Source organism: Fictibacillus halophilus (assembly GCF_016401385.1).
In the GTDB taxonomy this organism is placed as follows: Bacteria; Bacillota; Bacilli; order Bacillales; family Fictibacillaceae; genus Fictibacillus; species Fictibacillus halophilus.
In genome coordinates this window covers 3,233,001-3,256,708 of record NZ_JAEACF010000001.1, presented here as the reverse complement: position 1 = coordinate 3,256,708, position 23,708 = coordinate 3,233,001, and the positions used below count along the sequence as shown (strand labels likewise).

Below are 23,708 nucleotides of genomic sequence, written 5' to 3'. Positions count from 1 at the left end.
ACCACCTTCAAGTACAACACAAAAAATGCCCAAATAAAGCTGAAATGTTTTAAAGCGTTCAGACAGGTGTAAATTATAAAAGTAAAGCAAACTGAAAGGTGAGTGAAAAATTATGTTCAATAAACTATTTGGAAAAAAAGAAGTTAAAAAAGAAGAAACACTAATCGCTCCATTAACAGGAAAAATTGTAAACATTGAAGAGGTGCCAGATCCGACGTTCGCTCAGAAGATGATGGGCGATGGGATTGCGATAGAACCAACAGAAGGTGTTGTTGTCTCTCCAGTTGATGGAGAAATCGTTCAGTTCTTCCACACGAAGCATGCAATCGGTATCCAATCAGAAGCTGGTGCAGAAATTCTGATCCACGTTGGTCTTGAAACGGTTAGCATGAATGGTGAAGGTTTCGAGGGACATGTGAATGTAGGAGATAAAGTAAAAGCCGGAGATAAGCTTTTAAGCTTTGACCTGGAATTGATTAAAGAAAAAGCCGCTAGCACGGTAACGCCGATCGTAATCACAAACGGTGATGCGGTTGAATCTTTAGACAAGCGTGCTGCTTCTGAAGCAACAAAAGGTGAAACTTCATTATTGCAGGTTAAAATGAAATAAATCGGGAAATCAGGCTAACCATGCCTGATTTTTTTACAAAAAGGGGGCGGATACGATGAAAAAAGGCGTAATTTCTTTAGGAGAAGCACTTGTTGATTTTATTCCAACCGATGAAACGAACACGACTTATCAGAAAAGTCCTGGTGGTGCACCAGCCAACGTAGCAGTTGGAATTGCGCGATTAGGCTCAGCATCTACTTTTTTAGGAAAAGTTGGGGACGATGTTCTAGGATCGTTCATGATCGATACATTGAAGAGCTACGGCGTGAACGCGTTTCATGTGTACAAGACGGAAGAAGTGAGAACAGGAGCCGTGTTTGTGACGCTCGATCCGAACGGTGAAAGATCGTTCGACTTTTACATTAATCCGAGTGCAGACCGCTTCTTAGAAGAAAAAGATGTACAACCGAGTCTCTTTAAAGAGCATAAGATTCTTCATTTTGGTTCGATCTCGTTAATTGGCGAGCCCTCTAAAAGTGCTACTGAAAAAGCGGTAAGACTCGCAAAAGAAAACGGCATGTGGGTTTCGTACGATCCGAACTTACGATTATCGCTCTGGAAGACGCCGGCGCAGGCCCGCGAGACGATTCTCTCCATGCTGCAGCACGCTGACATCGTTAAAATCTCAGAAGAAGAGCTCGAATTTATAACGGGTTTAAAAAAGGTCGAAGAAGGCATTAAAGTGCTGCAAGAATATGATATTCCTTTACTCTTCATCACGCTCGGTGATGACGGAAGCTATGTGGTGACGAAAGAGGGCGGCGAGTACATTCCAGCTAAACGTGTTTCTTCGGTAGATACAACTGGCGCGGGTGATGCTTATGTGGCGGGAGTTCTGCATCAACTGAATGAATATGAGGGCTCACTCCAAGAACTGACTCTTGATGAAGCGAGCGACATGGCGTTGTTCGGAAGTGTTTCTGGAGCACTTGCCGTTTCTGTTAAAGGAGCAATGACCGCACTGCCCACTTTAGAGCAAATTGAGAATGAACTGGCACAAAATAAACAATAACTGCATATAATAGGAAAATATTTTGACTAATGTTTTTGTTTTTTGGTAATATTATTTTATTATAAAAGATGATATGCAGCTGTGAAGGATGAATAGTAGCTAAATGTACACTCTTTTTAGCGAGCTGGGGATGGTGAGAGCCCGGTAAGAGACATTAGTGAAACGGCAATCCGGAGTTGCTTTTTGAAAAGAGGATTCGTTCTTTACATACGGATCAACTAGGGTGGAACCGCGGGAGATACAACTCTCGTCCCTGGGCATAGCGCCTTGGGACGGGAGTTTTTTATTTTTTAAAAAACGGCCGACCCATAAGGCAAAACCTAAATGGGAGGAATTAAAATGACAAAAAACATGGAAACCATCACAAATCATGCGAAACACCGCGGTTTTGTATTTCCTGGATCTGAAATTTACGGAGGTCTTGCGAACACGTGGGATTATGGTCCGCTTGGTGTTGAGCTGAAGAACAACGTAAAAAAAGCATGGTGGAAAAAATTCGTTCAAGAATCACCTTACAACGTAGGTCTTGATGCAGCGATCCTGATGAACCCTCGTACGTGGGAAGCATCTGGTCACATCGGTAACTTCAACGACCCGATGATGGACTGTAAGAACTGTAAAGCGCGTCACCGTGCAGATAAACTGATTGAAGATGCTGCTGAACAAGCTGGAAAAGAAATTATCGTTGACGGACTTCCGTTTGAAAAGATGGAAGAGTTAGTGAAAGAATACAATATCGCTTGTCCTGAGTGCGGAAGTCATGACTTCACAAGCATCCGTCAGTTTAACCTAATGTTCAAAACACACCAAGGTGTAACAGAATCAAGTTCAAACGAAATCTACATGCGTCCAGAAACAGCACAAGGTATTTTCGTTAACTTTAAAAATGTTCAACGTACGATGCGTAAAAAATTACCGTTCGGTATCGCGCAGATCGGTAAGAGTTTCCGTAACGAAATCACGCCTGGTAACTTCACGTTCCGTACACGTGAGTTCGAACAGATGGAGCTTGAGTTCTTCTGTAAGCCAGGAAGTGAGATCGAGTGGTTCAACTATTGGAAAAATACAGCTGAAAACTGGCTGAAATCATTGGGTATGACGTCAGAAAACCTTCGTCTTCGCGACCATAACGAAGATGAGCTTTCTCACTACTCTAATGCGACAACTGACTTTGAGTACAAGTTCCCGTTCGGTTGGGGCGAGCTTTGGGGTGTTGCGTCTCGTACGGACTTTGATTTGAAGCGTCACATGGAATTCTCAGGTGAAGACTTCAACTATATCGACCAAGAAACAAACGAACGTTACGTTCCATATTGCATCGAGCCTTCTCTAGGTGCTGACCGCGTAACGTTGGCATTCTTAATTGATGCGTATGAAGATGAGCAGCTTGAAGATGGTACTTCAAGAACAGTTATGCACCTGCACCCTGCACTTGCTCCTTATAAAGCAGCGATCCTGCCTTTATCTAAGAAGCTATCTGAGGAAGCAACCGAAGTGTTCAGTGCACTTGCAAAAGATTTCAATGTGGACTATGACGAAACAGGATCAATCGGTAAACGTTACCGTCGTCAAGATGAGGTAGGGACACCTTTCTGTATCACGTATGACTTTGATTCCAAAGAAGACGGCATGGTAACTGTACGTGACCGTGACACGATGGAACAAACGCGTGTGAAGATTGCAGATCTTAAGAGCTTTATTGAGGAAAAAGTTCAGTTCTAATTAAACGCTTGTGATTCAGAGATGTTTTTTGAGTAGTTGATTTCCGTTCCAGGTGCTTCGCTTTCCGCGGGGCAGGCGGTGAGCCTCTTAGCGCTCTGCGCTGTTAAGAGTCTCACCTGACCGCTTGTCCCGCAGGAGTCTCGCACCCTACACTCCAATCAACTTTTCAATGAAGCATAAAAGATCGAAAAGCTTAATAAAAAGCACACATTTGCGGCTTGCGATGTGTGCTTCTGTTTTTTCACGAGAGTTTATTCTACAATAGAGTATGAGAGATTAATTTATAGCCCTCGGGCTTTTATTGGAGGTATATACATGAACGAAGGACGTATTCAAAAGGTACAGAACTGGTTAAAGCAAGAAGGGCATACTTTCGCGTTCATCCACACGACAGCAAACGTGTTCTATCTATCAGGATTGTATTCGGATCCGCATGAACGTGTGTTAGGTGTGGCTGTACTTGCAGAAGGAGAGCCGTTCATGATCTGTCCAGGCATGGAGCGTTCGCAAGCTAAAGACGCAGGCTGGACTTATGAGATTGTTGGTTACAGCGATTCTGAAGATCCTTGGACGAAGGTACAGGAAGCTTTGGCTAGCCGCGGAGTGACTGAAGCATCATCGATTGCCGTTGAAAAAGAAACACTTCCATACGCGCGTGGCGAAAAGCTACTTGGTATGTTTGATGGTGCGAGCTTGGTCGGCGCTGAAGAACTGATGAACGAGCTTCGTCTCATAAAAGAAGAGAGCGAGCTTAAAACGTTGCGTGAAGCGGCAAGACTAGCGGATTACGGCGTTGAAGTTGGAGTTGCGGCACTTGGTGAGGGTGTAACAGAGATGGAAGTACTCGCGAAGATCGAATACGAACTGAAGCAAAAAGGCATTAGCGCAATGTCGTTTTCTACAATGGTGTTATTCGGTGAAAAAGCTGGACAGCCTCATGGGAAGCCAGGCTTGAGAAAGCTACAGCACGGCGATTTTGTTTTATTCGACCTTGGTGTAGTCCTTGACGGTTATTGTTCTGACATCACGCGTACTGTAGCGTTTGGCGATTTGGACGAAAAGCGTCGCGAGATTTATGATACTGTGCTGCAGGCACAATTGAAGGCGTTAGAAGCTTCTAAGCCAGGAACGCGCATCGGTGACATTGACTTGATCGCACGCAATCACATTGCGGAAGCAGGATACGGAGATCACTTCCCGCACCGCATCGGACACGGCCTTGGGATCGATGTTCATGAATTCCCGTCCATGAGTGACAACAACGATGGCGTGCTTCGTGAAGGAATGACGTATACGATCGAACCAGGCATCTATATTGATGATGTCGGCGGTGTACGTATTGAGGATGACGTCTATGTAACGGCAGATGGACACGAAACATTGACGAAATATCCAAAAGAGCTGCAGATTATTAAGTAAAAGTAGATAAATAATGAAGGGTGGCACTTGTGGGGGCCATCCTTTTCTATTTTACGTGCGAAGAGAGTAGTGAGATAGTCACTTTAGTAGATGCTTAGAGGTGCAATCCACAAGTTTTGCCTTTAAATCCACGAAAAATGACGTTCAATCCACGAGTTTTGTCCTTCAATCCATAAATTTGAGGAGAATATCCACGAGTCTACAAACCTAGACAATTATCGACAGATTGATAGCCTTATTTTCTTTAAGTTTTCAGTAATGAAACCCCAACCTGTTTGTTTTTATGATCATCCCACACCCGTTGAATCTCAAAAGTACCTTCTTCAAAGAACAACGGAAACCTTTCTTTGAACCATTCTTGCATCGGAAGATCTAATGCTTCATTTATCGAGACCCAAACCAATTCGCCTTCAGGTGGATCTAACAAAAGTTCACCTTTAAAAGTATTCGTCCAATAGTTGAACACCATGTATCTCACATTCTTTTGAGGATTTACATACTCATCGATTCCTTTGAATACTAAATTCGAGACACGTAATCCTGTTTCTTCCTCAACCTCTCGACAAGCACCATCCACTAAGCTTTCAGGAAAATCAATTTTACCTCCAGGAGCTAAAAAGCCTGGGAAGCCACGGCTGTCTGGCCGATTAATCAACAGCACTTTATCTCCGTTCTGAACCATGCACATCGTATAAAGTCGGTGCTCAATAGAAATCGTCACAAGTCATCCTCCAAAAAAACATTTTACTTATTTTAACATACACTTTATAATAATGATTGATTAACCAATCATCCATAAAAAGGAGATTACTCAATTGCCTTTATCATATAAACAAATAAAAGCGATGGAACAAAAGCGTGAAAAGATTTTAGAGCAGGCGATCCTATTATTTGCAGAGCAAGGGTATGAGAGCACCACCATTGCAAAGGTAGCAAAAGCGGCAGGTGTTAGTTTTGGAAGTGTATTTACGTACTTTGAAAACAAGGACCAGCTTTTTTTTCATGCTGTTACAGAGCCTTTAGAAAATCGATATAAAGAAGCGATGTTAGATTTTAATCCGGATGCTGATGATCTTTTGTCTGAGATTAAGAGCATGATAGACAAACATATTACGATTTTTATCGAGATGCGTACATATCTGCAGCTGGTGGTTCAAGTGATCGGACAGCATACGAAATTTCCTGAACCTTTTAAAGTTCTGGACGAATTTAGTCTGGCGTTTATTTTAAAACTTCAAGAGATCATACGAAATGGTCAAAAAAGTGGAGTTCTAGAAGAATCTGATGAAGACTTAACAGCAACAGCATATCTCGGCTTTCTACTAGGAATTCGATTAACGTTTACTGACTATGCGGTATCACGGGTAAGAGAAAAGTTTAAGATTCCAGCACTCCAACTGTTATATCCGAAACGCTAAAAGGTGTTTCGGTTACTTTTAATCATAATAATGATTGATTAATCAATCGTAAAAGGAGAGAAAATATGAATTTCTTTTCGTTTCATCGCAACATCCAGCTAAGGTTAGTGCTCCAATTTATTACGACTTTTGCTTCTTCAGCCGTAATCCCATTTCTAGCTATCTTTTTTTCTAATCAGGTAGGGGCGTTTTCAACGGGTTTGATGTATATCGGGGTCATTCTATCCGGAATATCGGGAGCGTTAGTTGGCGGAAAGCGTTCGGACCAATTCGGAAGAAAGAGAATTATTCTACTGAGTGAGAGTATGATTGGTCTCGGTTACTTGATTGCTGGAGCTCTCAATCTGTTATTTCCTCTTTCAGCATATGTGAACTTTGTACTGTTCATCGTTATTCTCTTTTTTACAGGTATGGCTGGACCTGCGTATGGCGCAATCATTATTGATTCAAGTACGAAGGAAAACAGAAAAGCTATTTATACGATTTCCTATTGGCTAGGGAATTTAGCGGTTGCTGCAGGGGGAATAACAGGGGCTATCCTTTTTAAGACCTATCCATATGAATTATTCTTAGGAATCGCATTGGTTACATTTTTCACGTTGGTGGTGACTTGGTTATGGCTTGAGGATGTGCGGTTGCCGAGCGCTGTGAATCAGGATAACAACGTATCTAAAAGCTTGCAGGGAAGCTATAAAGACATTTTTTTGAACCGGAAATTTATCCTATTTACGGTAGCAGGGCTGTTTCTTTTCACTTTAGAAGGGAGTCTGACTACATATATCGGTATAAAACTAGTAAGCGATATGAAGGACCCGGTTGCGTTACTGCCTTTCACATCATTATTTGAGGTAGATGGTTTTCAGTTGATCGGTTTACTAAAAGCAGAGAACACCATCTTAGTTGTCGTCTTGAGCCTTTTTATAACTTCAATGTTTAAGCGTTTCAAAGATCGCTCCTTAATGCTCGGAGGAGGGTTTGCATACGCTTTAGGTTTTGTGGTAATCAGCTATAGCGCGAGTCCGATCGTATTAATCACAGCTATGTTTATTGCGTCTGTTGGTGAACTGATTCATATTCCAGCAAAGCAAGCTTATGTCGCATCGATCATACCGGATGATGCTCGAGGCTCTTACATGGCGATCTACGGACTGTCGTTTCATCTGTCTGGAATGATTGCCGCACTATTTGTCATGCTGAGCGAAATCCTCTCAGCAAATATGATTACCTTGCTGTTTAGTTTGATGGGTCTTACAAGTTTGGTTATTTACCACATTTTATTTCGTTCTGAGAAATCAGCAGAAGTCAAGGTCGTTAAAACCACAGCATAAAAAAGAAGCAGAAAATTTCCTGCTTCTTTTAAAATATTATTTTTAGTTAGGCAACACATAAAACATCATGAGAAAATGCATCACACTGCCAGCTAGAACAAACAAGTGCCAGACGGCGTGGTGGAACGGAAAGCTGCGCCATACATAAAAGATACTGCCGAGCGTGTAAATAATTCCGCCTGCAACTAAGAGCTGAATGCCTGCTGGCGGCATGTTTGCCGAAATATCCTGAAAGGCAAATGTGATCAGCCATCCCATCGCTACATAACCTAATGTTGATAACACAACGAATTTTTTCGTAAAAAAGACTTTAAACACAACACCAAAGATCGCGAGCCCCCAAACGACTCCAAATAATGTCCAGCCGAGTGCTCCGCCTACGACGATCAGCACGATTGGGGTATACGTTCCAGCAATAAAGAGATAGATGGCCGCGTGGTCCATAATCTCAAATAAATCCTTAACCCGTCCTTTAGGAAAAGCGTGCACGAGGGTTGAAGCTGAATAAAGTGTCAGCATCGTTCCTCCGAATACGGCGAAGCTAACAATATGAACCGCTGTTCCTTTCCATACGGCAAACACGAGCAGAATGGAAGTAACCGCTACACTAAGAAGGACACCGAGTCCGTGTGTGATGGCATTTGCTATCTCTTCGCGTTTTGAAAATACATGTGTACTCATTTCGTTCACCTTCCTTTACGTTATGGTCAGTATATCAGAAAATGGCATCCTTTAACCAATTAAAGAACATTAAAATCGCAAATTCCTTCAGGGATATGAATGTAGTTGATCTCCGCTCCAGGTTGCTCGCTTTCCATGGGGCGACCGGTGAGCCCCTTGAGCTTTGCGCCGTTAAGGGTCTCACCTGACCGCTCGTCCCATAGGAGTCGGCAACCTTCCGCTACAATCAACTTGCAATGAAGGGAGGAATTAGAAAAAAATTCTTCAAGCGAAAGTGGACTTTTGTAAAAAGATTGTTGCTTGTCTTTCTGCCAGTTGATTGGAGTGGAAGATGCGAGACTCCTGCGGGACAGGTAGGCAGTCGGAAGAGTGGAAATGGCTCGTTCAGCCCCGACCAGCAAAAGTTGAATGGGCTATGAAGGCGCAATTTGCCTTCTTGAACGTTTAACTTTTGACCTCGAGGGGCTAGCCATTGCAACTAGACAAGTGAGACACTTATACGTGAAACGTACGAATGTGGCTCACCGCCTGCCCCGCGGAAAGCGAGTGTCTGCAACGGAAAGCAACTACTTTCAAAAGCAACAATGAATACACAATGAATACGAAAACTACTCTAAGAATTAATCTCTAAAAAGAAGGAATCTTTCTCAAAGGAGAGGAAATAGATAAGATTACAGACTTAATAGATAAAGAGAGGGTCACGATTATGGAGGTCACGCGTTATTCGTCTATAGCAGCTTTTTATAGGGAAGTAGAAGAATTCCTGTTGTGTCAGGAGGATCGGGCAGGGATCATGCTTGGCAACTGCCTGCGTTTTCAAGATAAAGTTTGGGAGGGCGAGCAGCCTTTTCTCGCTACCGTTAAACAGAATGGAAAAATCATGCTATCAGCCATGCTTATCCCGCCATACGCCTTATTGCTTTTAGAGAAAGAAGAATCAGATGGTGTTGCAGCTGTGCCATTTTTGGTTCGTTATTTGATCGAAGAAGATTATTATATACAAAAAGTAATGTCACCGAAAGCTATTGGAAAGGTGTTTGCAGAGAAGTGGACGACCGCTCATCATCTAGAAGAAAAACTGTTGATGGATCTTCGTCTTTACACGCTTCCTTCTGTTATACAGCCTGCAGCCCGACCCGGCCGTTTAAGAATAGCGACAGAAGCTGACTTATCTTTCTTACCGCGCTGGATCGTAGAAATGACGGAAGAAACGAATCAGATTATGACGATGGCAGAAGCTGAAGCGTATGCCAAAGTGCGTGTGGAGAACAAGTTTCTTTTTATTTGGGAAGAACACGGAAAGCCCGTTTCGATGGCAGCTAAGACCCGGCCGAATATTAAAGGTGTATCGATCAATTTGGTTTATACACCTAAGAATCTTAGAGGGAAAGGATATGCGAGCGCTTGTGTTGCTGCATTAAGTGATCACCTATTGAATGAAGGATTTACGTTCTGCACGCTTTATACAGATCTCTCAAACCCTACTTCAAATAAAATCTATCAAAATATCGGTTATGAGCCGGTATGCGATTATATTGAACTAAAATTTAACGAAAAAAGAACAGAGCGACCGGCCTGATTACCGGTAAGCTTTGTTCTGATTCTTCATCTCTATATAGTTTGTTATGTATTTTCGTGCACCGCCTAACGTGTCTTTAGGAAGTTGATCATGTTTAAAATATTGAAAATCATGTGATTCATTGTGATCGATGGTCAGTTTGCCACTTACAGAATGAGCCGTATACACTGCGGTCACGGCATATAGTTCATCACCGTTTGCATTCTTTATATAATGATCTTGGCCCGAATAGACATGAAGCTGGGTCAAGCCCTCAACATCGAGTCCTGTTTCTTCTTTTACTTCACGAATCGCCGTTTCTTCAAAACTTTCACCAAGCTCCATCAGGCCACCAGGTAATCCCCATCCGCCATCGGTCCGATGCTGTAATAATATTTCATCCTTTTCATTCACAATAATAACAACAGAACCAGGTAAGATGAGTGGTGCGGTTCCTACATATTTCCGAAGATCTTCATAGTAAGCCATCAAATCGCTCCTTCCTAACCAACATTTTACAGAAATTATGTTAATAATTCATCTAAAAGTGGAACACTGATAAAAAGATCGAGGGGAGTTTTGGAATGGAAGCCTTCGCTAGACCACGTGTAGTTGTAAGTAAGTGTCTTGAATTTGAAGCATGCCGCTATAACGGTGATGTCATATATAATGATGTGATCAAAAAGCTGATGGACTATGTGGATTTTGTTCCGGTATGTCCAGAAGTAGAAATCGGACTTGGAACGCCACGAGAAACGATTCGTATTGTGAAAAAGGGTGAGGATCATTTTCTTCTTCAGCCTTCAACGCAGCGCGATGTAACGAAGGAGATGCGTACGTTTTCAGATGGTTATCTGGCTGGAATCATTGATACAGACGGTTTTATTCTTAAAACGCGTTCTCCTTCTTGTGGGTTAAAAGAAGTGAAGGTGTATGCTTCTACTGAAAAGGGTCCTGCGATTGGGCATTCGAGCGGGTTGTTTGGCGGCAGAGTTGCTGAACTTTATTCACATTTAGCGATTGAAGAAGAAGGAAGGTTAAATAACTTTACGATTCGTGACCGTTTTTATACGAAGCTTTTTACGCTCGCTGCCTTTCGAAACATCCTGCCACAGGGGCTCCAAGCTATTAAAAGCTTTCATCAAAAAAATCAGTTCCTGTTTATGGCCTATAGCAATCCAACGCTAAAAGTGATGAATCGAATCTTGAAAAAAGAAGAGGAAAATGGGGAAGAACGGACGATACAACTGTATGCAAAAGCGATGAACAAGTTGTTTAATCGTACGGCAAGAAGCGATTCTAACAGAAAAGTGGCTTACGAGATCTTCAAAAGGTTTCAGCCACATCTGTCTGCAAAAGAAATCGCCTTTTTTGAAGAGCTTCTTCAAAAGTACGCAAATAAAAAAGAACCGTTTTCAAGTGTGGCTACGATTTTAAAGTCGCACGCTATACGTTTTGAAGACAGCGAGATTCTTGGTCAGACGTTCTTTGCACCATACCCTGAAATTCTGCTTGAAATCTCAGACTCAGGCAAGGGACGAGATTATTAAAACGAGCGCATACAACAGGGGGATGGTTAGACAGGAAAGAATCGTACTTAACATAACACCTGCTGCCGCAAAAGAGGCATCCTCTCCATAACGCTCTGCATACATGGAGATGGTTGGAGCGGAGGGCATCCCAGCGGTTAGAACAGCAACTGCTATTAATTGAAGTGGTAACGAAAAGAAAATAAAAGGCAGTAATAGAACCGGAAAAAGCAGCAGCTTGTAATAACTCGCTAGCCATAAGTGGGAACTTTTTAGAAAGCTCATTACACGTTGCAACGGTAAAGCCCCTAAGAGAACGCCAATCAATAACATAGAAAGTGGAACAGTAGGTTTTCCTAACATTTCTAAAGTGTTGGATACAGCACTAGGAAGTGTACCTGGCAGGAGCATAAGGATTAAGCCAACGAATGTGGAAATCACACCTGGATTTAAAAAGACGCTTCGCCATGGCAAATTCTTGGAATGCCGAGCAAATAGATAGATGCCGTACGTCCAGATCCACAACAGATAAACAAAATTAAAGAATGTAGCAAAAAGCACTCCAGTTTTTCCGAATAATATAAAACAAACTGCAATGCCTAGAAAACCTTGATTTCCAAAAATCATGATTCCTTCTAAGGCATTTTTCTGTGTGTTTTTTATCGTTAGCCGCTTTACTGTCCACCAAGAAAAGAGTGAGGAAATCATTAATACGATTGCAGACATCATAGAAAGCAAACCGAACTGTTTAAGATTTTCAATGGAAAAGGAAACATCCATTCCGAAGATGATCAATGCAGGTAACGTTACATTTAATAAAAGTGCTGAAAGAGTACGTTCACTACCAGATGGTAAGATCTCTTTCTTTCGAAGGATATAACCGATAAGAGCAATGCTGTACAATAGGGTTAATTCTTGCATAAAAGGTGCAAGTTTCATTCGATCTTCACCCTCCTTACCTACAAGCATATGGAGGATGTGTAGAATAGGTGATACATACGATATACGTACGCAGGAGGAAGAATCATGCTGATGGCAAAAGGCGAGATTTTATTCAGGCAAGGAGAAGAAGGTCCGTTATTTCGGTTAGAAAGCGGCTTATTAAAGATCGTTAGAGTTCATGAAGATGGAAGCCAAGTTTTGTTGAATTTAATTATTCCAGGCGAAGTGATTCCACATCATTCATTAAGTAGTCCAAACGAATACAACGGAACCGCAATAGCGCTGTTACCGTGTGAGATCACGCGCATTGAACCGCAGCAATGGTATCGTTCACTGGAAGAGGAACCATACAGATACAAAGAAGTGGCATTAATGCTAGAAACGAAACTAAGGATGATGCAGCAACGCGTCAATCAGATGTCTACCTTAACACCAGAAGGAAAAATAAAAAAACTTCAAGAGTGGTTCGCCAATTATTTTCCGAATATCCAGATCGAAAAAGTGCTGACTCAAGAAGAAATCGGGCAGTTTGTTGGCCTAAGACGAGAGACGGTCAACCGTGCACTTAAAAAGTTATGAAGAAATGTCAAAGAATTTACATACATATGAACGTAAGATTTTCGCTCCTTTAACAAATGATACCTGTATAAAAGTTAAAGGAGTGAGTGTGATGAAAAAATTTATCCCTCTTGCACTGGCGTTTTCAGTTCTAACGAGTGGTGCAATTACGGTGTCGGCTGCCAATCAAGAAAAGGTTCAAGTGGAGGCACATAAGAGAGGTCAACACTTTAAGCAGATGAAAAATTTTGAGGAGCAGGTTCATAAAGCGAACGCTCTTAAAATTGAACGATTAGAGATTCAAAAGGAGATCGTTAAAAAGAAAGACCAGCTTTTTGACATGCACGTTAAAGCTGGGAAGCAGAAACTAAAAGAAAAACGAAGCGCGAACAAAGCCGGCTGGCAGGAGATGAAACAGATTCATCAAGAGTTAAGGACTCTGCAAAACCAAGCACATGAAACGAAAAAAGCGATGCACGATGCTTTCCGAGCAAATAATGAGAAGCTTGCATTAGAGAAGATGAACCAGTGGCTGAGTCTCAATGAAGAAATCAATAAAAAACTTAGTGAAAAATCCGCGAAGCTCGATGAGGTTTTGGCTAAACATAAATAAATCACAAAAAGCATGGAAGTTTTGGACTTCTATGCTTTTTTATTGTTAGATGGTAATAAGAAAAAATAGCCATGGGGGGATTAGATGAAAGAGTTTGACAGAATGCTATCCGGAGAGTTTTATAACACCCGAGATCCTGAACTTTTACAAATGTCGTTCGATGCCAAAAAGCTTGTGGAGACCTTTAATACGACAAGCGTTGATGAGATCGAAAGGAAAGTACAGATCTTAAAGAAATTATTAGGCAGTTTAGGAGAAGGGGTTTGGGTTGAGAAACCTATTCAATGTGAATTCGGAAAAAATATTACTATAGGACGTAATACCTTTATCAATTTTAATTGCGTTTTGTTAGATAATAACAAGATTACGATTGGGGAAAACGTATTGATCGCACCTAATGTCCAAATCTACACGGCTTCGCACCCTATAACCGTGTTGGAAAGAATCAATAAGCATCCACAGGCAAACGAAGCTCCATATCGAACGAATACCAAACCTGTGACAATCGGAAACAATGTTTGGATCGGTGGAAATTCCGTTCTCTTACCGGGTGTTTCGATAGGTGACAATACTGTAATCGGAGCGGGAAGTGTTGTCACAAAATCTATTCCAGCTAATTGTGTAGCTGTAGGTAACCCATGCAAAATAATCAAAGAGAATATTAATTAAGTAAAAAAGTGTTGAAGCAACCCATAGCTTCAACACTTTTTATAATCATTTATTTTGATTTATGCTTTGGCGTGTAATCCGGATAATCGGTGATAATGCCATCAACACCTGCATCTAAGAGCGGCTTGACTTCTTGTTTGTTTCGAACTGTCCAAGCCATGATGCCCATATGACGCTCATGCACCTCATCAACGATTGAAGAATTAACAAGGGTTCTGCTAGGGTTTACAAATTCAGCATATGTAGCGAACTCATCGAGCTTTGCTTCACTTAAGTCGGTTGGATTGGAAGTAAGTACGCCAACAGGCACTCTAGGAAGCAACTTGTCTATCTGTTGCATAGAACCAAACTCAAATGATTGAATGATAATCTTATCATGAGCGGGTAGATGCATGTTTCGTTCCTTTATAGCTGCAGCTACTTTTTCTTCGATCTCGGGATAGTAATATGTTGCTTTTAATTCAATTAAAATGCCTGTTTTTCCGCGGAATTCATCAAGTACTTCTTCAAAAGTAGGAACTTTCTCTCCTATAAACTTCTCCCCAAAGTAGCTTCCGGCATCAAGCTGACGGATCTCTTCTAACGTATGATCTTTTACATATCCCGTTCCGTTCGTTGTTCGATCGAGTGTAACATCATGAATGACAACGAGCTCACCATCTTTTGTTTCTTGTACATCAATTTCAATATAATCGGATTTCATCTCTACACCTTTATGGAACGCGGCCATCGTATTTTCTGGCGCATAGCCTGAAGCTCCGCGGTGTGCGACGGTTTGAACGCGATCAGACGGGTCGTAAGCAAGTGTGGAAGTACTATAGATCGAACCGATAATCCCCATTGAAAGTAGTGATGCAACTGCTGTCTTCTTCATGCTCATGTCATTCATCCCCTTGTCATTGTATGGTCCGTGAACCTGCTCGCCTCATGCAACAATCAGGTTCACATTCATTATGCTAACAAAGGAAAATGGGGAAAGAATGGTCAAAATCTCCTTAGTATTTTAAAGAAAAAAAGGTCTATATGAGGGGATATCTTAACAAAAGACTGTTCTGTAAAGGTGGGGTGAAGGAGATGTCGCCACTGTAAAGGAAAAGAAAAAACCAGGCATTTTAAACGCCTAGTTTCTGAAGGTCTTCTTCCGGATGGTTGAAGCTTCTTGCAATATAGATAAACGGCGTGGAAGCCGCTGACACTACAAATTTAATCACATACGTTGTAAAGAAAATCTGAATCCAAACATCCCATGAGAACACACCAGCAAAAGCAATCGTACAAAAGATAACCGTGTCGATAAGCTGACTCACCATCGTACTACCGTTATTACGAATCCAAAGCTGATCAGGACGTGAAAACTTTTTCTTCAGTTTCGCAAAAAGTTTAACGTCTAGATACTGACTGATTAAGTAAGCAGCGAGACTACCGATTACTAGGCGTGGCATAAATCCAAAGATTGCTTCAAGATGCGGCTGGAAGATGTCACTTTCGTGCGGTTGAAACACGAGCACCATCTGCATGATGATCGTCGTCATAATGAGAGTAAAGAACCCGAACCAAACGGCTTTTTTCGCTTCTTTTTCTCCGTACTTCTCATTGATTAGATCTGTTGCTAAATAAATAGTTCCGTAGATCACATTACCGAGAGTCATTACAAGACCGAACATCTCGATCGTTTTAACAACTTGCAGGTTAGCAAGAATGGTAGCTGCTGCGATCCAAGCAAACAATCCCATACGGCCAAACCACTTATAGCACGTTAAAAACAATATAAAATTAACCAGTGCAAAAGCTACACCAAAATAAAAATTAAACATAAAAATTCCTCCTAGTTTTGATAACGCGGGAGTTTGCGAACCGCGAAACACTTTTAACACAACAGTTCCCCATTATAAGGCAGTTTTTGTAATTAATCAATAAACCATATAAATATATAGTACAAGAGTAGTTTACATTCTCTTTCTTTGTGCAATACATAGTGTAGATTGATTATTGATTACAGAAAAAACGGAAATACTGCTTGTAATAGATAAAGCACACTAAGGAGCAGGTGTATGATAACTTTTGATAATGTTTCTAAAGAATACCGTGATGGAACGTCTGCGGTTCGCGATTTGAATTTAACGATACAGCCAGGGGAATTTTTTGTCGTGATTGGTCCGAGTGGTTGTGGAAAAACGACGATGCTTAAGATGATCAACCGGCTGATAAGCCTTACAAAAGGCACGATTTCCATCGATAACAAGAGAATCAGTGATTACAAAATTGATGAATTACGTTGGAATATAGGGTATGTACTGCAGCAGATCGCTTTATTTCCTCATATGACGATCCTAGAGAATATTAGTATCGTTCCCGAGTTAAAAGGATGGGACAAAGAGAGAATTCGTAAGAGAGTGGACGAGCTTCTTGAGATGGTCGGTTTAGATCCGAAGACGTATCGAGATCGAAAGCCTAAAGAACTCTCTGGGGGACAGCAGCAGCGTGTTGGTGTCGTGCGAGCACTAGCTGCAGATCCTAACATTATCCTTATGGATGAACCTTTTAGTGCACTCGACCCCATTAGTAGAGAAAAGCTGCAGGAAGATCTTTTTAACCTTCAAAGAAACATCAAGAAAACCATTGTTTTCGTGACGCATGACATGAAGGAAGCAATCAAACTTGGAGACAGGATCTGTGTGATGAATGAAGGTTCTATCGTACAGGTGGGAACGCCAAAGGAGCTGCTCGAAAACCCTGCCGATGATTTTGTAAGAAATTTTGTAGGAACAGAGAGTGTAAGTTCTGTTGAAAATATAGATCTTCGAAAGCTTGTCATTCCATTGAAAGCAGATGAAATTGGTCTAGATTATCAATTACCTTCCATTTCAGTGAAAACGAGTATGAAGGATGCACTAGATATTTTAATTCGTGAAAATGAAGTAACGGTTGAAGATCATGGTGCGATTATAGGAACGCTGAACAGACAGGCTGTTATTCAATATCTTGCAGATCACTTGCAGGAAAGAGGTAGCAGAGATGAATAATTTCATGCAAGTATTTCAAGATCGAAAAGGTGAACTTGCAAGTGCACTGATCGAGCACATTCAAATTTCGTTTATCGCTCTTCTATTTGCTGTGGTCATCACAATCCCTCTAGGTATCTATCTAACGAAAAAACCAAGAGTGGCTGAACCGATTATCGGAGTGACGGCTGTGTTGCAGACTATCCCGTCACTTGCTCTTTTAGGACTTTTGATTCCGCTGTTTGGGATTGGGAAGGTCCCTGCGATTATCGCTCTTGTTGTTTATGCTCTGCTTCCGATTTTAAGAAACACGTATACTGGAATTAAGGAAGTGGATTCTTCATTAATTGAAGCAGCGAGAGCGATGGGTATGAACACGAGGAAGAGATTGATGAAGGTTGAACTTCCTTTAGCGATGCCAGTTATTATGGCAGGAATCAGAACGTCCATGGTCCTAATCATTGGAACCGCTACGCTTGCAGCTTTAATTGGAGCAGGTGGACTTGGTGATATTATCTTGCTCGGTATTGACCGCAATAACACGATGCTGATTGTACTTGGAGCTGTTCCAGCCGCATTGCTTGCGATCTTATTTGATTTTCTGCTCAGAAGGTTCGAACTTTTGTCGTTTAAACGAGCGCTAACAACCGTCAGCGCATTTTTGATAGCGGCTCTTTTAGTCATAATTGTTCCTTTTGCAATGAAAGGTGGACAAGAAGATATCGTTATCGGTGGTAAGCTAGGTTCTGAGCCTGAGATATTGATCAACATGTACAAACTTTTAATTGAAGAAGAAACCGATCTAAATGTGGAACTGAAGCCAGGGCTTGGTAAGACTTCCTTTGTATTTAATGCGCTAAAATCAGGAAGCATAGACATCTATCCGGAATTTACAGGAACTGCGATCGCAGAGTTTTTAAAGGAGAACGCAACAAGTACTGATAGCGAAAAAGTATATGAACAAGCTCGACGTGGGATGGAAAGTAAGTTTGATATGCAGCTGTTAAGCCCAATGAAATATAACAATACGTATGCGCTTGCTGTTCCTGAACAGTTGGCGAAAGAGTACAACTTAAAAACGATTTCAGATTTAAAAAGTGTCAGCCAAAGCTTAAATGCAGGCTTTACGCTAGAATTTTCGGATCGTGAAGATGGCTACAAAGGAATTCAGGAACTGTACGATATTCAGTTTGCAAATGTAAGAACGATGGAGCCGAAGCTAAGATATAATGCGGTGAAAAAAGGCGAGATCGATGTTGTAGATGCTTACTCAACAGACAGCGAACTGCGTCAATACAAACTTACGGTACTAGAAGATGATAAAAAGCTGTTTCCTCCTTATCAGGGTGCACCGATGCTTCGTAAAGAAACGGTAGAGAAGTACCCAGAACTAAAGGATGCGTTGGATAAGCTAGCAGGGAAAATTACAGACGATGAAATGCGCGAGATGAATTATAAGGTGAATGTTGGAGGAGAATCACCTAAGAAAGTCGCGGAGGATTTCTTGAAGAAGGAAGGACTTCTATAAGCTTCTACCATCATACATTAAGATTCGACAAAAATTTCCCGGAAAATAAAAAAACATCCATGCAGAGCTATTCCTGCATGGATGTTTTATAGTCTAGAAATCAACATTAAAGGTTAGAGGATTTGAAATTGATTTTTTCTGATCGTTAACGACTTCGCTGGATGTTATGGTGATGGAATTCAATTTATCTGAATTGGTTTTGTTCAGAATAAATCCAAGGCTTCCTACTTTTTCTTCCCCTGGTTTGATCTCTCCGTTTAATTTCTCCAGGTAAAAGTCATCTTCCCACGTTACGGTTTCCCCTTGATCAGTTTTGATTGTTGATACGGGATTGAAATGAACGGTCTCTTTTCCTTGATTAGCAATCTTTACGTTTACACGTACATAAGGAAATTCATCTTGTTTTGTATAACCATGAAAGAAATCTATAAGATCTAGAGATGGTGCATAGTGTAAAACTTTTACTTCATCAATGGTTAGGGATATTGAATCTGCCTGTTGTTCCTTATTTACTCTCGCATATTTCTTTAAAGTGATTGTTCCATCTTGGTCTGCAACTTTTTTGTTGATTTCCGTTAGTCCTGTATCATCTGAAGCTTGAGAACTGTCTGTGAAGGTTTGTTCTCCTGACTGTTTTTTAGATTCCTTTTTATTGGACTCGTTTTGTGGTGTACTTGTATCCTTGTTCGTATCTGCTGAACAGCCAGTGATTAACGCAGCTGATAAAACAAGCGTTATCCAACCTTTCAAAGGCATGGATCCACCTCCTAAAAGATAAGCACCCCGTATAAACGGGATGCTTTTTTGTTAGAATTACCTATTGAGAAAATATTATTTCTCTAATGCAGATTTGCTTTTCTCTAAGATAGAGAAAATTTCTTTTGCTGTATCCGTATTGTCGATCTTTCCAGTGAATTTCTCCAATCCTGGTCCGTATGCATAAACGTTAACATCTTCTCCCGTATGCCCATCTGTTGTCCAGCCTGTTCCTGAGCGGAGATCAAAGATTTTTTCGATAGCGTTATCGATTTCTAATACATCACCGCTTTTTTCTTTTGCATCCTTAACAGATTGAACTTCCTCAGGTGTTAATTCAAGATCGATATATTTCTTTAATGTTTCTTCTACAGGTGCACCTTTTGCGATTTGCTTCGCGATATAGTCAGGTGTTTTCTTTGCTGCTTTAATTGAAGCAGGATCCCATTTGTAATCTCCGTCACGACCCATTGTCATCCCACCTGTTGAGTGGTCAGCTGTTGTGATTACAAGTGTGTGCTTGTCTTTTTTAGCAAATTCGATTGCAGATTGGAAAGCTTGTTCAAAGTCTTCCATTTCACTCATTCCTGCAACAACATCGTTGTCATGTCCAGCCCAGTCAATTTGGCTTCCTTCCACCATAAGGAAGAAACCATCATCATTTTTATTCAAACGATCCAATGCAGAGTTTGTCATCTCTTTAAGGGATGGCTGCTCTTTTGGACGGTCGATTTTTTTGTCTAGCTCTTTTGGAGCAAATAAGCCTAGAACTTGTTCGTTGTCGTCTTTCAACATTTGGTCACGGCTCGTAACGTAAGAGTAACCATCTTTTTGGAATTCTTTTGTAATGTTGCGGTCTTTACGTTCAAAATAGCTAGTGCCTCCGCCTAAAAGCACGTCAACCTTATGCTTGCCATTCACCATATCATCGTAATAGTCATCAGCGATTTGGTTATAATTTTCACGAGATTCATCATGCGCACCGAATGCAGCTGGTGTAGCATGGTTAATTTGAGATGTTGCGACTAAACCAGTTGATTTACCGTTTTCCTTCGCTTGTTCCAAAACGGTTTTTACATCCTTCTTTTCCATATCAACGGCGATTGCACCGTTATAGGTTTTGATTCCTGCTGACATTGAAGTAGCTGCAGCAGCAGAATCCGTTACACTCTCTTTTTCATCATGAGAATATGTGGATTGCATCCCTACCAAGTACTTATCAAGTTTTGTTTCTTCCATCATTGGTGTTTTTGTATCATCTTTAAAAGCGCGATAGGCAGTCGTGTATGTCGGCCCCATGCCATCACCGATTAAAAAGATTACGTTTCGAATTTCATTTTCTTTATTTTTATCATCAGCTGATGCTTGATTTATTGCTAAACCGCTTATAGCAAGAGTTCCTGCCATTGCAACAGATAGTACCTTTTTTGAAATAGCCATAATAGCCTCCTGTTGTTTTGAGTTGTCTTACAGTGAGGAATTATACTCCGATAATATTTTAGTAAGGTTATGAGAATGTTAAGATTGTGTAAACAAATGGGAAAATGGTTCTATGAAGATGGTGGATAGTAGGGATTTTTAATAAAAAATCGATGTGACGTTTGTCGAGAATTTATGACCTCTTATAAGAGACTGGGCATCTGTCTAAAACGGATAATTACCTTCACTAGGAAAACACAAAAAAGAAGCTAAGGCTCAGAATTATGAGCCTAGCTTCTTTTCATTCGATCCATTATACCGTTTGAACGGCTTTTTCTAATGCAACTTCAGCTGAAACATAGTCGTAGCCAAGGTCAGTTGCAACTGCTTCATATGTTACGAAACCACCAGCTGTGTTAAGACCCGCTTTTAAAGAAGGGTTTTGAGCGATTGCTGCTTGTGCACCTTTGTTAGCGATTTGTAGTGCATAAGGAACTGTTACGTTTGTAAGTGCGATCGTAGACGTACGAGGAACCGCACCAGGCATGTTTGCTACTGCATAGTGAACAACTCCGTGCTTATCGTACGTAGGGTTGTCATGTGTAGTGATGCGGTCAACCGTTTCAAAGATACCACCTTGGTCGATCGCAACATCAACAACAACAGATCCTGGAGTCATGGATTTAATCATTTCTTCAGTTACCAATTTAGGTGCTTTTGCTCCTGGAATAAGAACAGCTCCGATTACTAGATCAGATTCAGCTACAGCTTGTGCAATATTTAATGGGTTAGACATTAATGTTTGAATGCTGTTTCCGAAGATATCATCAAGTTGACGAAGACGATCTGGGCTAAGGTCAATGATCGTAACGTCAGCGCCAAGTCCGATTGCAACTTTTGCTGCGTTCGTACCTACAACACCGCCACCGATGATTGTCACTTTACCGCGACGAACACCTGGTACGCCTGCAAGAAGGATACCTTTTCCGCCTTTTGGCTTTTCAAGGAACTGCGCACCAATTTGTGCAGACATACGTCCTGCAACTTCACTCATTGGTGTTAATAGAGGAAGCGTACGGTTAAATTCAACTGTTTCGTAAGCGATCGCTGTTACACCGCTCTCTGTTAGTGCTTTTGCCAATGCTGGCTCTGCAGCTAAGTGTAAGTAAGTGAAAAGGATAAGATCTGAACGGAAATATTTGTACTCAGATGCTAAAGGTTCTTTAACTTTCATAACCATTTCAGCTGACCATGCGTCTTGTGCTTCTGCTACGATTTCAGCTCCTGCTGCCGCATAATCTTCGTTCGTAAATCCGCTGCCAACACCTGCATTGTTTTCTACAAGTACTTTGTGGCCTGCTGCTGTTAGTGTAATAACACCTGATGGCGTAATCGCTACGCGGTTTTCATTATTTTTAATTTCTGCTGGAACTCCAATAATCATTTGTGAATCCTCCTATATGAATAAACTCTTTGAGTGCGTTTTCAATTGTGATTTCAGTATAGTTCTAGGGATTGAGCTTTTCATTGTTGAGAATCTAGAAAATGAAAAAAAGCATTTGTGATAATTCACAAACGCTCTTGTTTAAATAACCGATTCATCTTGAAATCAAGATAGATCATGATTTTTTGATGAGGGCTTTTCATATCAATATTCGTAAGCTCGCTGATCCGTTTAAGACGATAAAGTAATGTGTTCATGTGAATATGAAGCACTTCTGATGCTTTGTTCAGGTTTTCATCTAACGTCAGATACGTTTCTAATGTGTGATAAAGCTCTGTCTTATGTTGACGGTCATATTCCTGAAGAGTTCGAATCATTTCATTATGATAGCTCTGTCTTTGTTGTTTTTCATAAATGGCATCTAAGAATTGGTAGATGCCGAGTTCGTGATAGCCGTTCAAGGTTAATGTTTCTCCGCCGAGCTTTTCCTGAACAGCTAGTACACTTGATGCCTCTTTATAACTTTTTTCCACGTGAGAAAAGGAAGTGACAAGACTTCCATATGCCGCTTTAATATCTGACACAGAAAACCGCTCTTTCATATGTGTAAAAAAGGATTCTACAAAAGACTTTGCAAGCTCCAAAGGTGGCTCTTTTCCAACAGGTGAGGCGAGGAGGAGCATTTGATTCGCGTCAGCCGCTGATAAGAGAACATTGATTTTTTGGTTGACTGCAGCGAGGTATAAAATATCTTTTTCGATAGCTGGTGTGATCTCTTCCTCTAGCTGCAGAATAAATACAGCTGCTGGGAGGACCGGCAGTATGTTAAGTTCGTGCAGTTTTTCTAAAATATGCTCTTCTTGAGGAAGGTTACCGGTAAGCATCTTCCAGAAAAGCTCTTGCCGATTTTCTTCTTTCTTTTTTGTGCCGATCTGCATTTGAAGAAGCTGACTTTTAGCTGAAGCAGCAGCAAGCTTTAACAATTGCATATCATCTGATGTTAATTGTTTTTCCACTTCAAGAACCCAAATGTATCCGAGAACTTCATTGTTCTTTCGAATCGATATCGCCACACGGTCGCCAAGTCCAACATTTTGTATCGTGCCAACACGAACAGGGTCATCGCTTTCTTGCAGTCTAGGAATCACACCATCTTTCCACAGACTGTTCACTACTTTTTCCGGTACGCGCCGCCCGATGATGGTCGCGATACGCGCAGGGTCTGTTCCGTCTTCATGTGTGCTGTAAGCAAGGAGTCGGTGATTCTGATCTTCTATCGTTACAGGGCACGACAAAACGTCGCTAATCTTGTCTGCTAAATTTTCAAGACTGCCGAAAGTTCCTTTAAAAGGATCAGATTGATAGTTCTTCATTACTTTTATCTCCCGCCATTAGTTTATCTGTCTATATTCTATCGAAAAAGGGAAATGGATTACAGGAGAAAAGAGATAGATTGTAGAAATGGTAATACAGGAATGGATTGTAAATGAATGGGAGGCC

The 23,708-nt window shown here is 41.1% G+C and carries 23 protein-coding genes; 13 read left to right on the top strand and 10 right to left on the bottom strand.

The genetic code is table 11. The features are described from left to right. Positions 1-112 precede the first annotated feature (112 nt). From I5J82_RS16620 to I5J82_RS16605, 4 genes are all read left to right on the top strand, one after another. A complete protein-coding gene (locus tag I5J82_RS16620) occupies positions 113-610 on the top strand; it encodes a PTS sugar transporter subunit IIA (protein ID WP_066399283.1) in 498 nt (165 codons plus the stop codon). 55 nt (positions 611-665) lie between these two features. Further along, positions 666-1,622, top strand: coding sequence for an aminoimidazole riboside kinase (locus tag I5J82_RS16615; RefSeq protein ID WP_198768769.1), 957 nt, complete (start codon positions 666-668; stop codon positions 1,620-1,622). A 339-nt stretch (positions 1,623-1,961) separates the two neighbouring features. Beyond that, on the top strand, positions 1,962-3,344 hold the full coding sequence (locus tag I5J82_RS16610; RefSeq protein WP_198768768.1) for a glycine--tRNA ligase: 1,383 nt from the start codon (positions 1,962-1,964) through the stop codon (positions 3,342-3,344). 315 nt (positions 3,345-3,659) lie between these two features. Next, on the top strand, positions 3,660-4,763 hold the full coding sequence (locus I5J82_RS16605) for a M24 family metallopeptidase (RefSeq protein WP_198768767.1): 1,104 nt from the start codon (positions 3,660-3,662) through the stop codon (positions 4,761-4,763). Positions 4,764-5,007: 244 nt separating this feature from the next. On the opposite strand, the gene I5J82_RS16600 is transcribed toward I5J82_RS16605, so the two are convergent. Continuing rightward, complete coding sequence (locus tag I5J82_RS16600) at positions 5,008-5,451, bottom strand: 8-oxo-dGTP diphosphatase (RefSeq protein WP_198769052.1); 444 nt, start codon at positions 5,449-5,451, stop codon at positions 5,008-5,010. A gap of 127 nt (positions 5,452-5,578) precedes the next feature. On the opposite strand from I5J82_RS16600, the gene I5J82_RS16595 reads away from it, so the two are divergent. Continuing rightward, positions 5,579-6,181, top strand: coding sequence for a TetR/AcrR family transcriptional regulator (locus I5J82_RS16595; RefSeq protein ID WP_198768766.1), 603 nt, complete (start codon positions 5,579-5,581; stop codon positions 6,179-6,181). A gap of 65 nt (positions 6,182-6,246) precedes the next feature. Beyond that, on the top strand, positions 6,247-7,509 hold the full coding sequence (locus tag I5J82_RS16590) for an MFS transporter (RefSeq protein WP_198768765.1): 1,263 nt from the start codon (positions 6,247-6,249) through the stop codon (positions 7,507-7,509). Positions 7,510-7,551: 42 nt separating this feature from the next. Here I5J82_RS16590 and trhA read toward each other — a convergent pair whose 3' ends face one another. Further along, positions 7,552-8,190: a PAQR family membrane homeostasis protein TrhA gene (trhA, locus tag I5J82_RS16585; protein WP_066399265.1), complete on the bottom strand. Its 639-nt coding sequence runs from the start codon at positions 8,188-8,190 to the stop codon at positions 7,552-7,554. 793 nt (positions 8,191-8,983) lie between these two features. Between trhA and I5J82_RS16580 the strand changes: the two genes are divergently transcribed. Then, the gene (locus tag I5J82_RS16580) at positions 8,984-9,769 is read left to right on the top strand and encodes a GNAT family N-acetyltransferase (protein ID WP_198768764.1); all 786 of its coding nucleotides are present in this window, start codon (positions 8,984-8,986) and stop codon (positions 9,767-9,769) included. Here the strand turns inward: I5J82_RS16580 and I5J82_RS16575 are convergent, their stop codons facing one another. Next, entirely contained in the window at positions 9,770-10,237 is a 468-nt protein-coding gene (locus tag I5J82_RS16575) for an NUDIX hydrolase (RefSeq protein WP_066399261.1), read from the bottom strand. 95 nt (positions 10,238-10,332) lie between these two features. Here I5J82_RS16575 and I5J82_RS16570 point away from each other — a divergent pair, with 95 nt between their 5' ends. Then, positions 10,333-11,298, top strand: coding sequence for a YbgA family protein (locus I5J82_RS16570; RefSeq protein ID WP_198768763.1), 966 nt, complete (start codon positions 10,333-10,335; stop codon positions 11,296-11,298). Here I5J82_RS16570 and I5J82_RS16565 read toward each other — a convergent pair. Further along, positions 11,275-12,216: an AEC family transporter gene (locus I5J82_RS16565; protein ID WP_198768762.1), complete on the bottom strand. Its 942-nt coding sequence runs from the start codon at positions 12,214-12,216 to the stop codon at positions 11,275-11,277. The genes I5J82_RS16570 and I5J82_RS16565 overlap by 24 nt on opposite strands. Before the next feature lie 87 nt (positions 12,217-12,303). On the opposite strand from I5J82_RS16565, the gene I5J82_RS16560 reads away from it, so the two are divergent. The 3 genes from I5J82_RS16560 (at position 12,304) to I5J82_RS16550 (ending at position 14,059) form a co-directional block, all read left to right on the top strand. Next, entirely contained in the window at positions 12,304-12,798 is a 495-nt protein-coding gene (locus I5J82_RS16560) for a Crp/Fnr family transcriptional regulator (protein ID WP_198768761.1), read from the top strand. Between the two features lie 91 nt (positions 12,799-12,889). Continuing rightward, positions 12,890-13,390, top strand: coding sequence for a hypothetical protein (locus tag I5J82_RS16555; RefSeq protein ID WP_144696742.1), 501 nt, complete (start codon positions 12,890-12,892; stop codon positions 13,388-13,390). An 84-nt stretch (positions 13,391-13,474) separates the two neighbouring features. Next, on the top strand, positions 13,475-14,059 hold the full coding sequence (locus I5J82_RS16550) for a sugar O-acetyltransferase (RefSeq protein ID WP_144696744.1): 585 nt from the start codon (positions 13,475-13,477) through the stop codon (positions 14,057-14,059). Positions 14,060-14,108: 49 nt separating this feature from the next. On the opposite strand, the gene I5J82_RS16545 is transcribed toward I5J82_RS16550, so the two are convergent. Next, on the bottom strand, positions 14,109-14,939 hold the full coding sequence (locus tag I5J82_RS16545) for a glycerophosphodiester phosphodiesterase (RefSeq protein ID WP_144696746.1): 831 nt from the start codon (positions 14,937-14,939) through the stop codon (positions 14,109-14,111). A 232-nt stretch (positions 14,940-15,171) separates the two neighbouring features. Further along, positions 15,172-15,873: a queuosine precursor transporter gene (locus tag I5J82_RS16540; protein WP_198768760.1), complete on the bottom strand. Its 702-nt coding sequence runs from the start codon at positions 15,871-15,873 to the stop codon at positions 15,172-15,174. A gap of 237 nt (positions 15,874-16,110) precedes the next feature. Between I5J82_RS16540 and I5J82_RS16535 the strand changes: the two genes are divergently transcribed. Beyond that, on the top strand, positions 16,111-17,082 hold the full coding sequence (locus I5J82_RS16535) for an ABC transporter ATP-binding protein (protein WP_198768759.1): 972 nt from the start codon (positions 16,111-16,113) through the stop codon (positions 17,080-17,082). Further along, entirely contained in the window at positions 17,075-18,589 is a 1,515-nt protein-coding gene (opuFB, locus tag I5J82_RS16530; RefSeq protein ID WP_198768758.1) for an osmoprotectant update ABC transporter permease/substrate-binding subunit OpuFB, read from the top strand. Before I5J82_RS16535 ends, opuFB begins: the two co-directional genes overlap by 8 nt. Before the next feature lie 93 nt (positions 18,590-18,682). Here opuFB and I5J82_RS16525 read toward each other — a convergent pair whose 3' ends face one another. The 4 genes from I5J82_RS16525 to I5J82_RS16510 all read right to left on the bottom strand — a co-directional run bounded on the left by I5J82_RS16525 (position 18,683) and on the right by I5J82_RS16510 (position 23,581). Next, positions 18,683-19,345 (bottom strand): DUF4352 domain-containing protein, encoded by a 663-nt coding sequence (locus I5J82_RS16525; RefSeq protein WP_198768757.1) that lies wholly within the window; start codon positions 19,343-19,345, stop codon positions 18,683-18,685. A gap of 75 nt (positions 19,346-19,420) precedes the next feature. Continuing rightward, positions 19,421-20,785 (bottom strand): alkaline phosphatase, encoded by a 1,365-nt coding sequence (locus I5J82_RS16520; protein WP_198768756.1) that lies wholly within the window; start codon positions 20,783-20,785, stop codon positions 19,421-19,423. Between the two features lie 292 nt (positions 20,786-21,077). Beyond that, positions 21,078-22,208, bottom strand: coding sequence for an alanine dehydrogenase (gene ald, locus I5J82_RS16515; protein WP_153236744.1), 1,131 nt, complete (start codon positions 22,206-22,208; stop codon positions 21,078-21,080). A 125-nt stretch (positions 22,209-22,333) separates the two neighbouring features. After that, on the bottom strand, positions 22,334-23,581 hold the full coding sequence (locus I5J82_RS16510) for a PucR family transcriptional regulator (RefSeq protein ID WP_198768755.1): 1,248 nt from the start codon (positions 23,579-23,581) through the stop codon (positions 22,334-22,336). Positions 23,582-23,708: the final 127 nt, after the last annotated feature.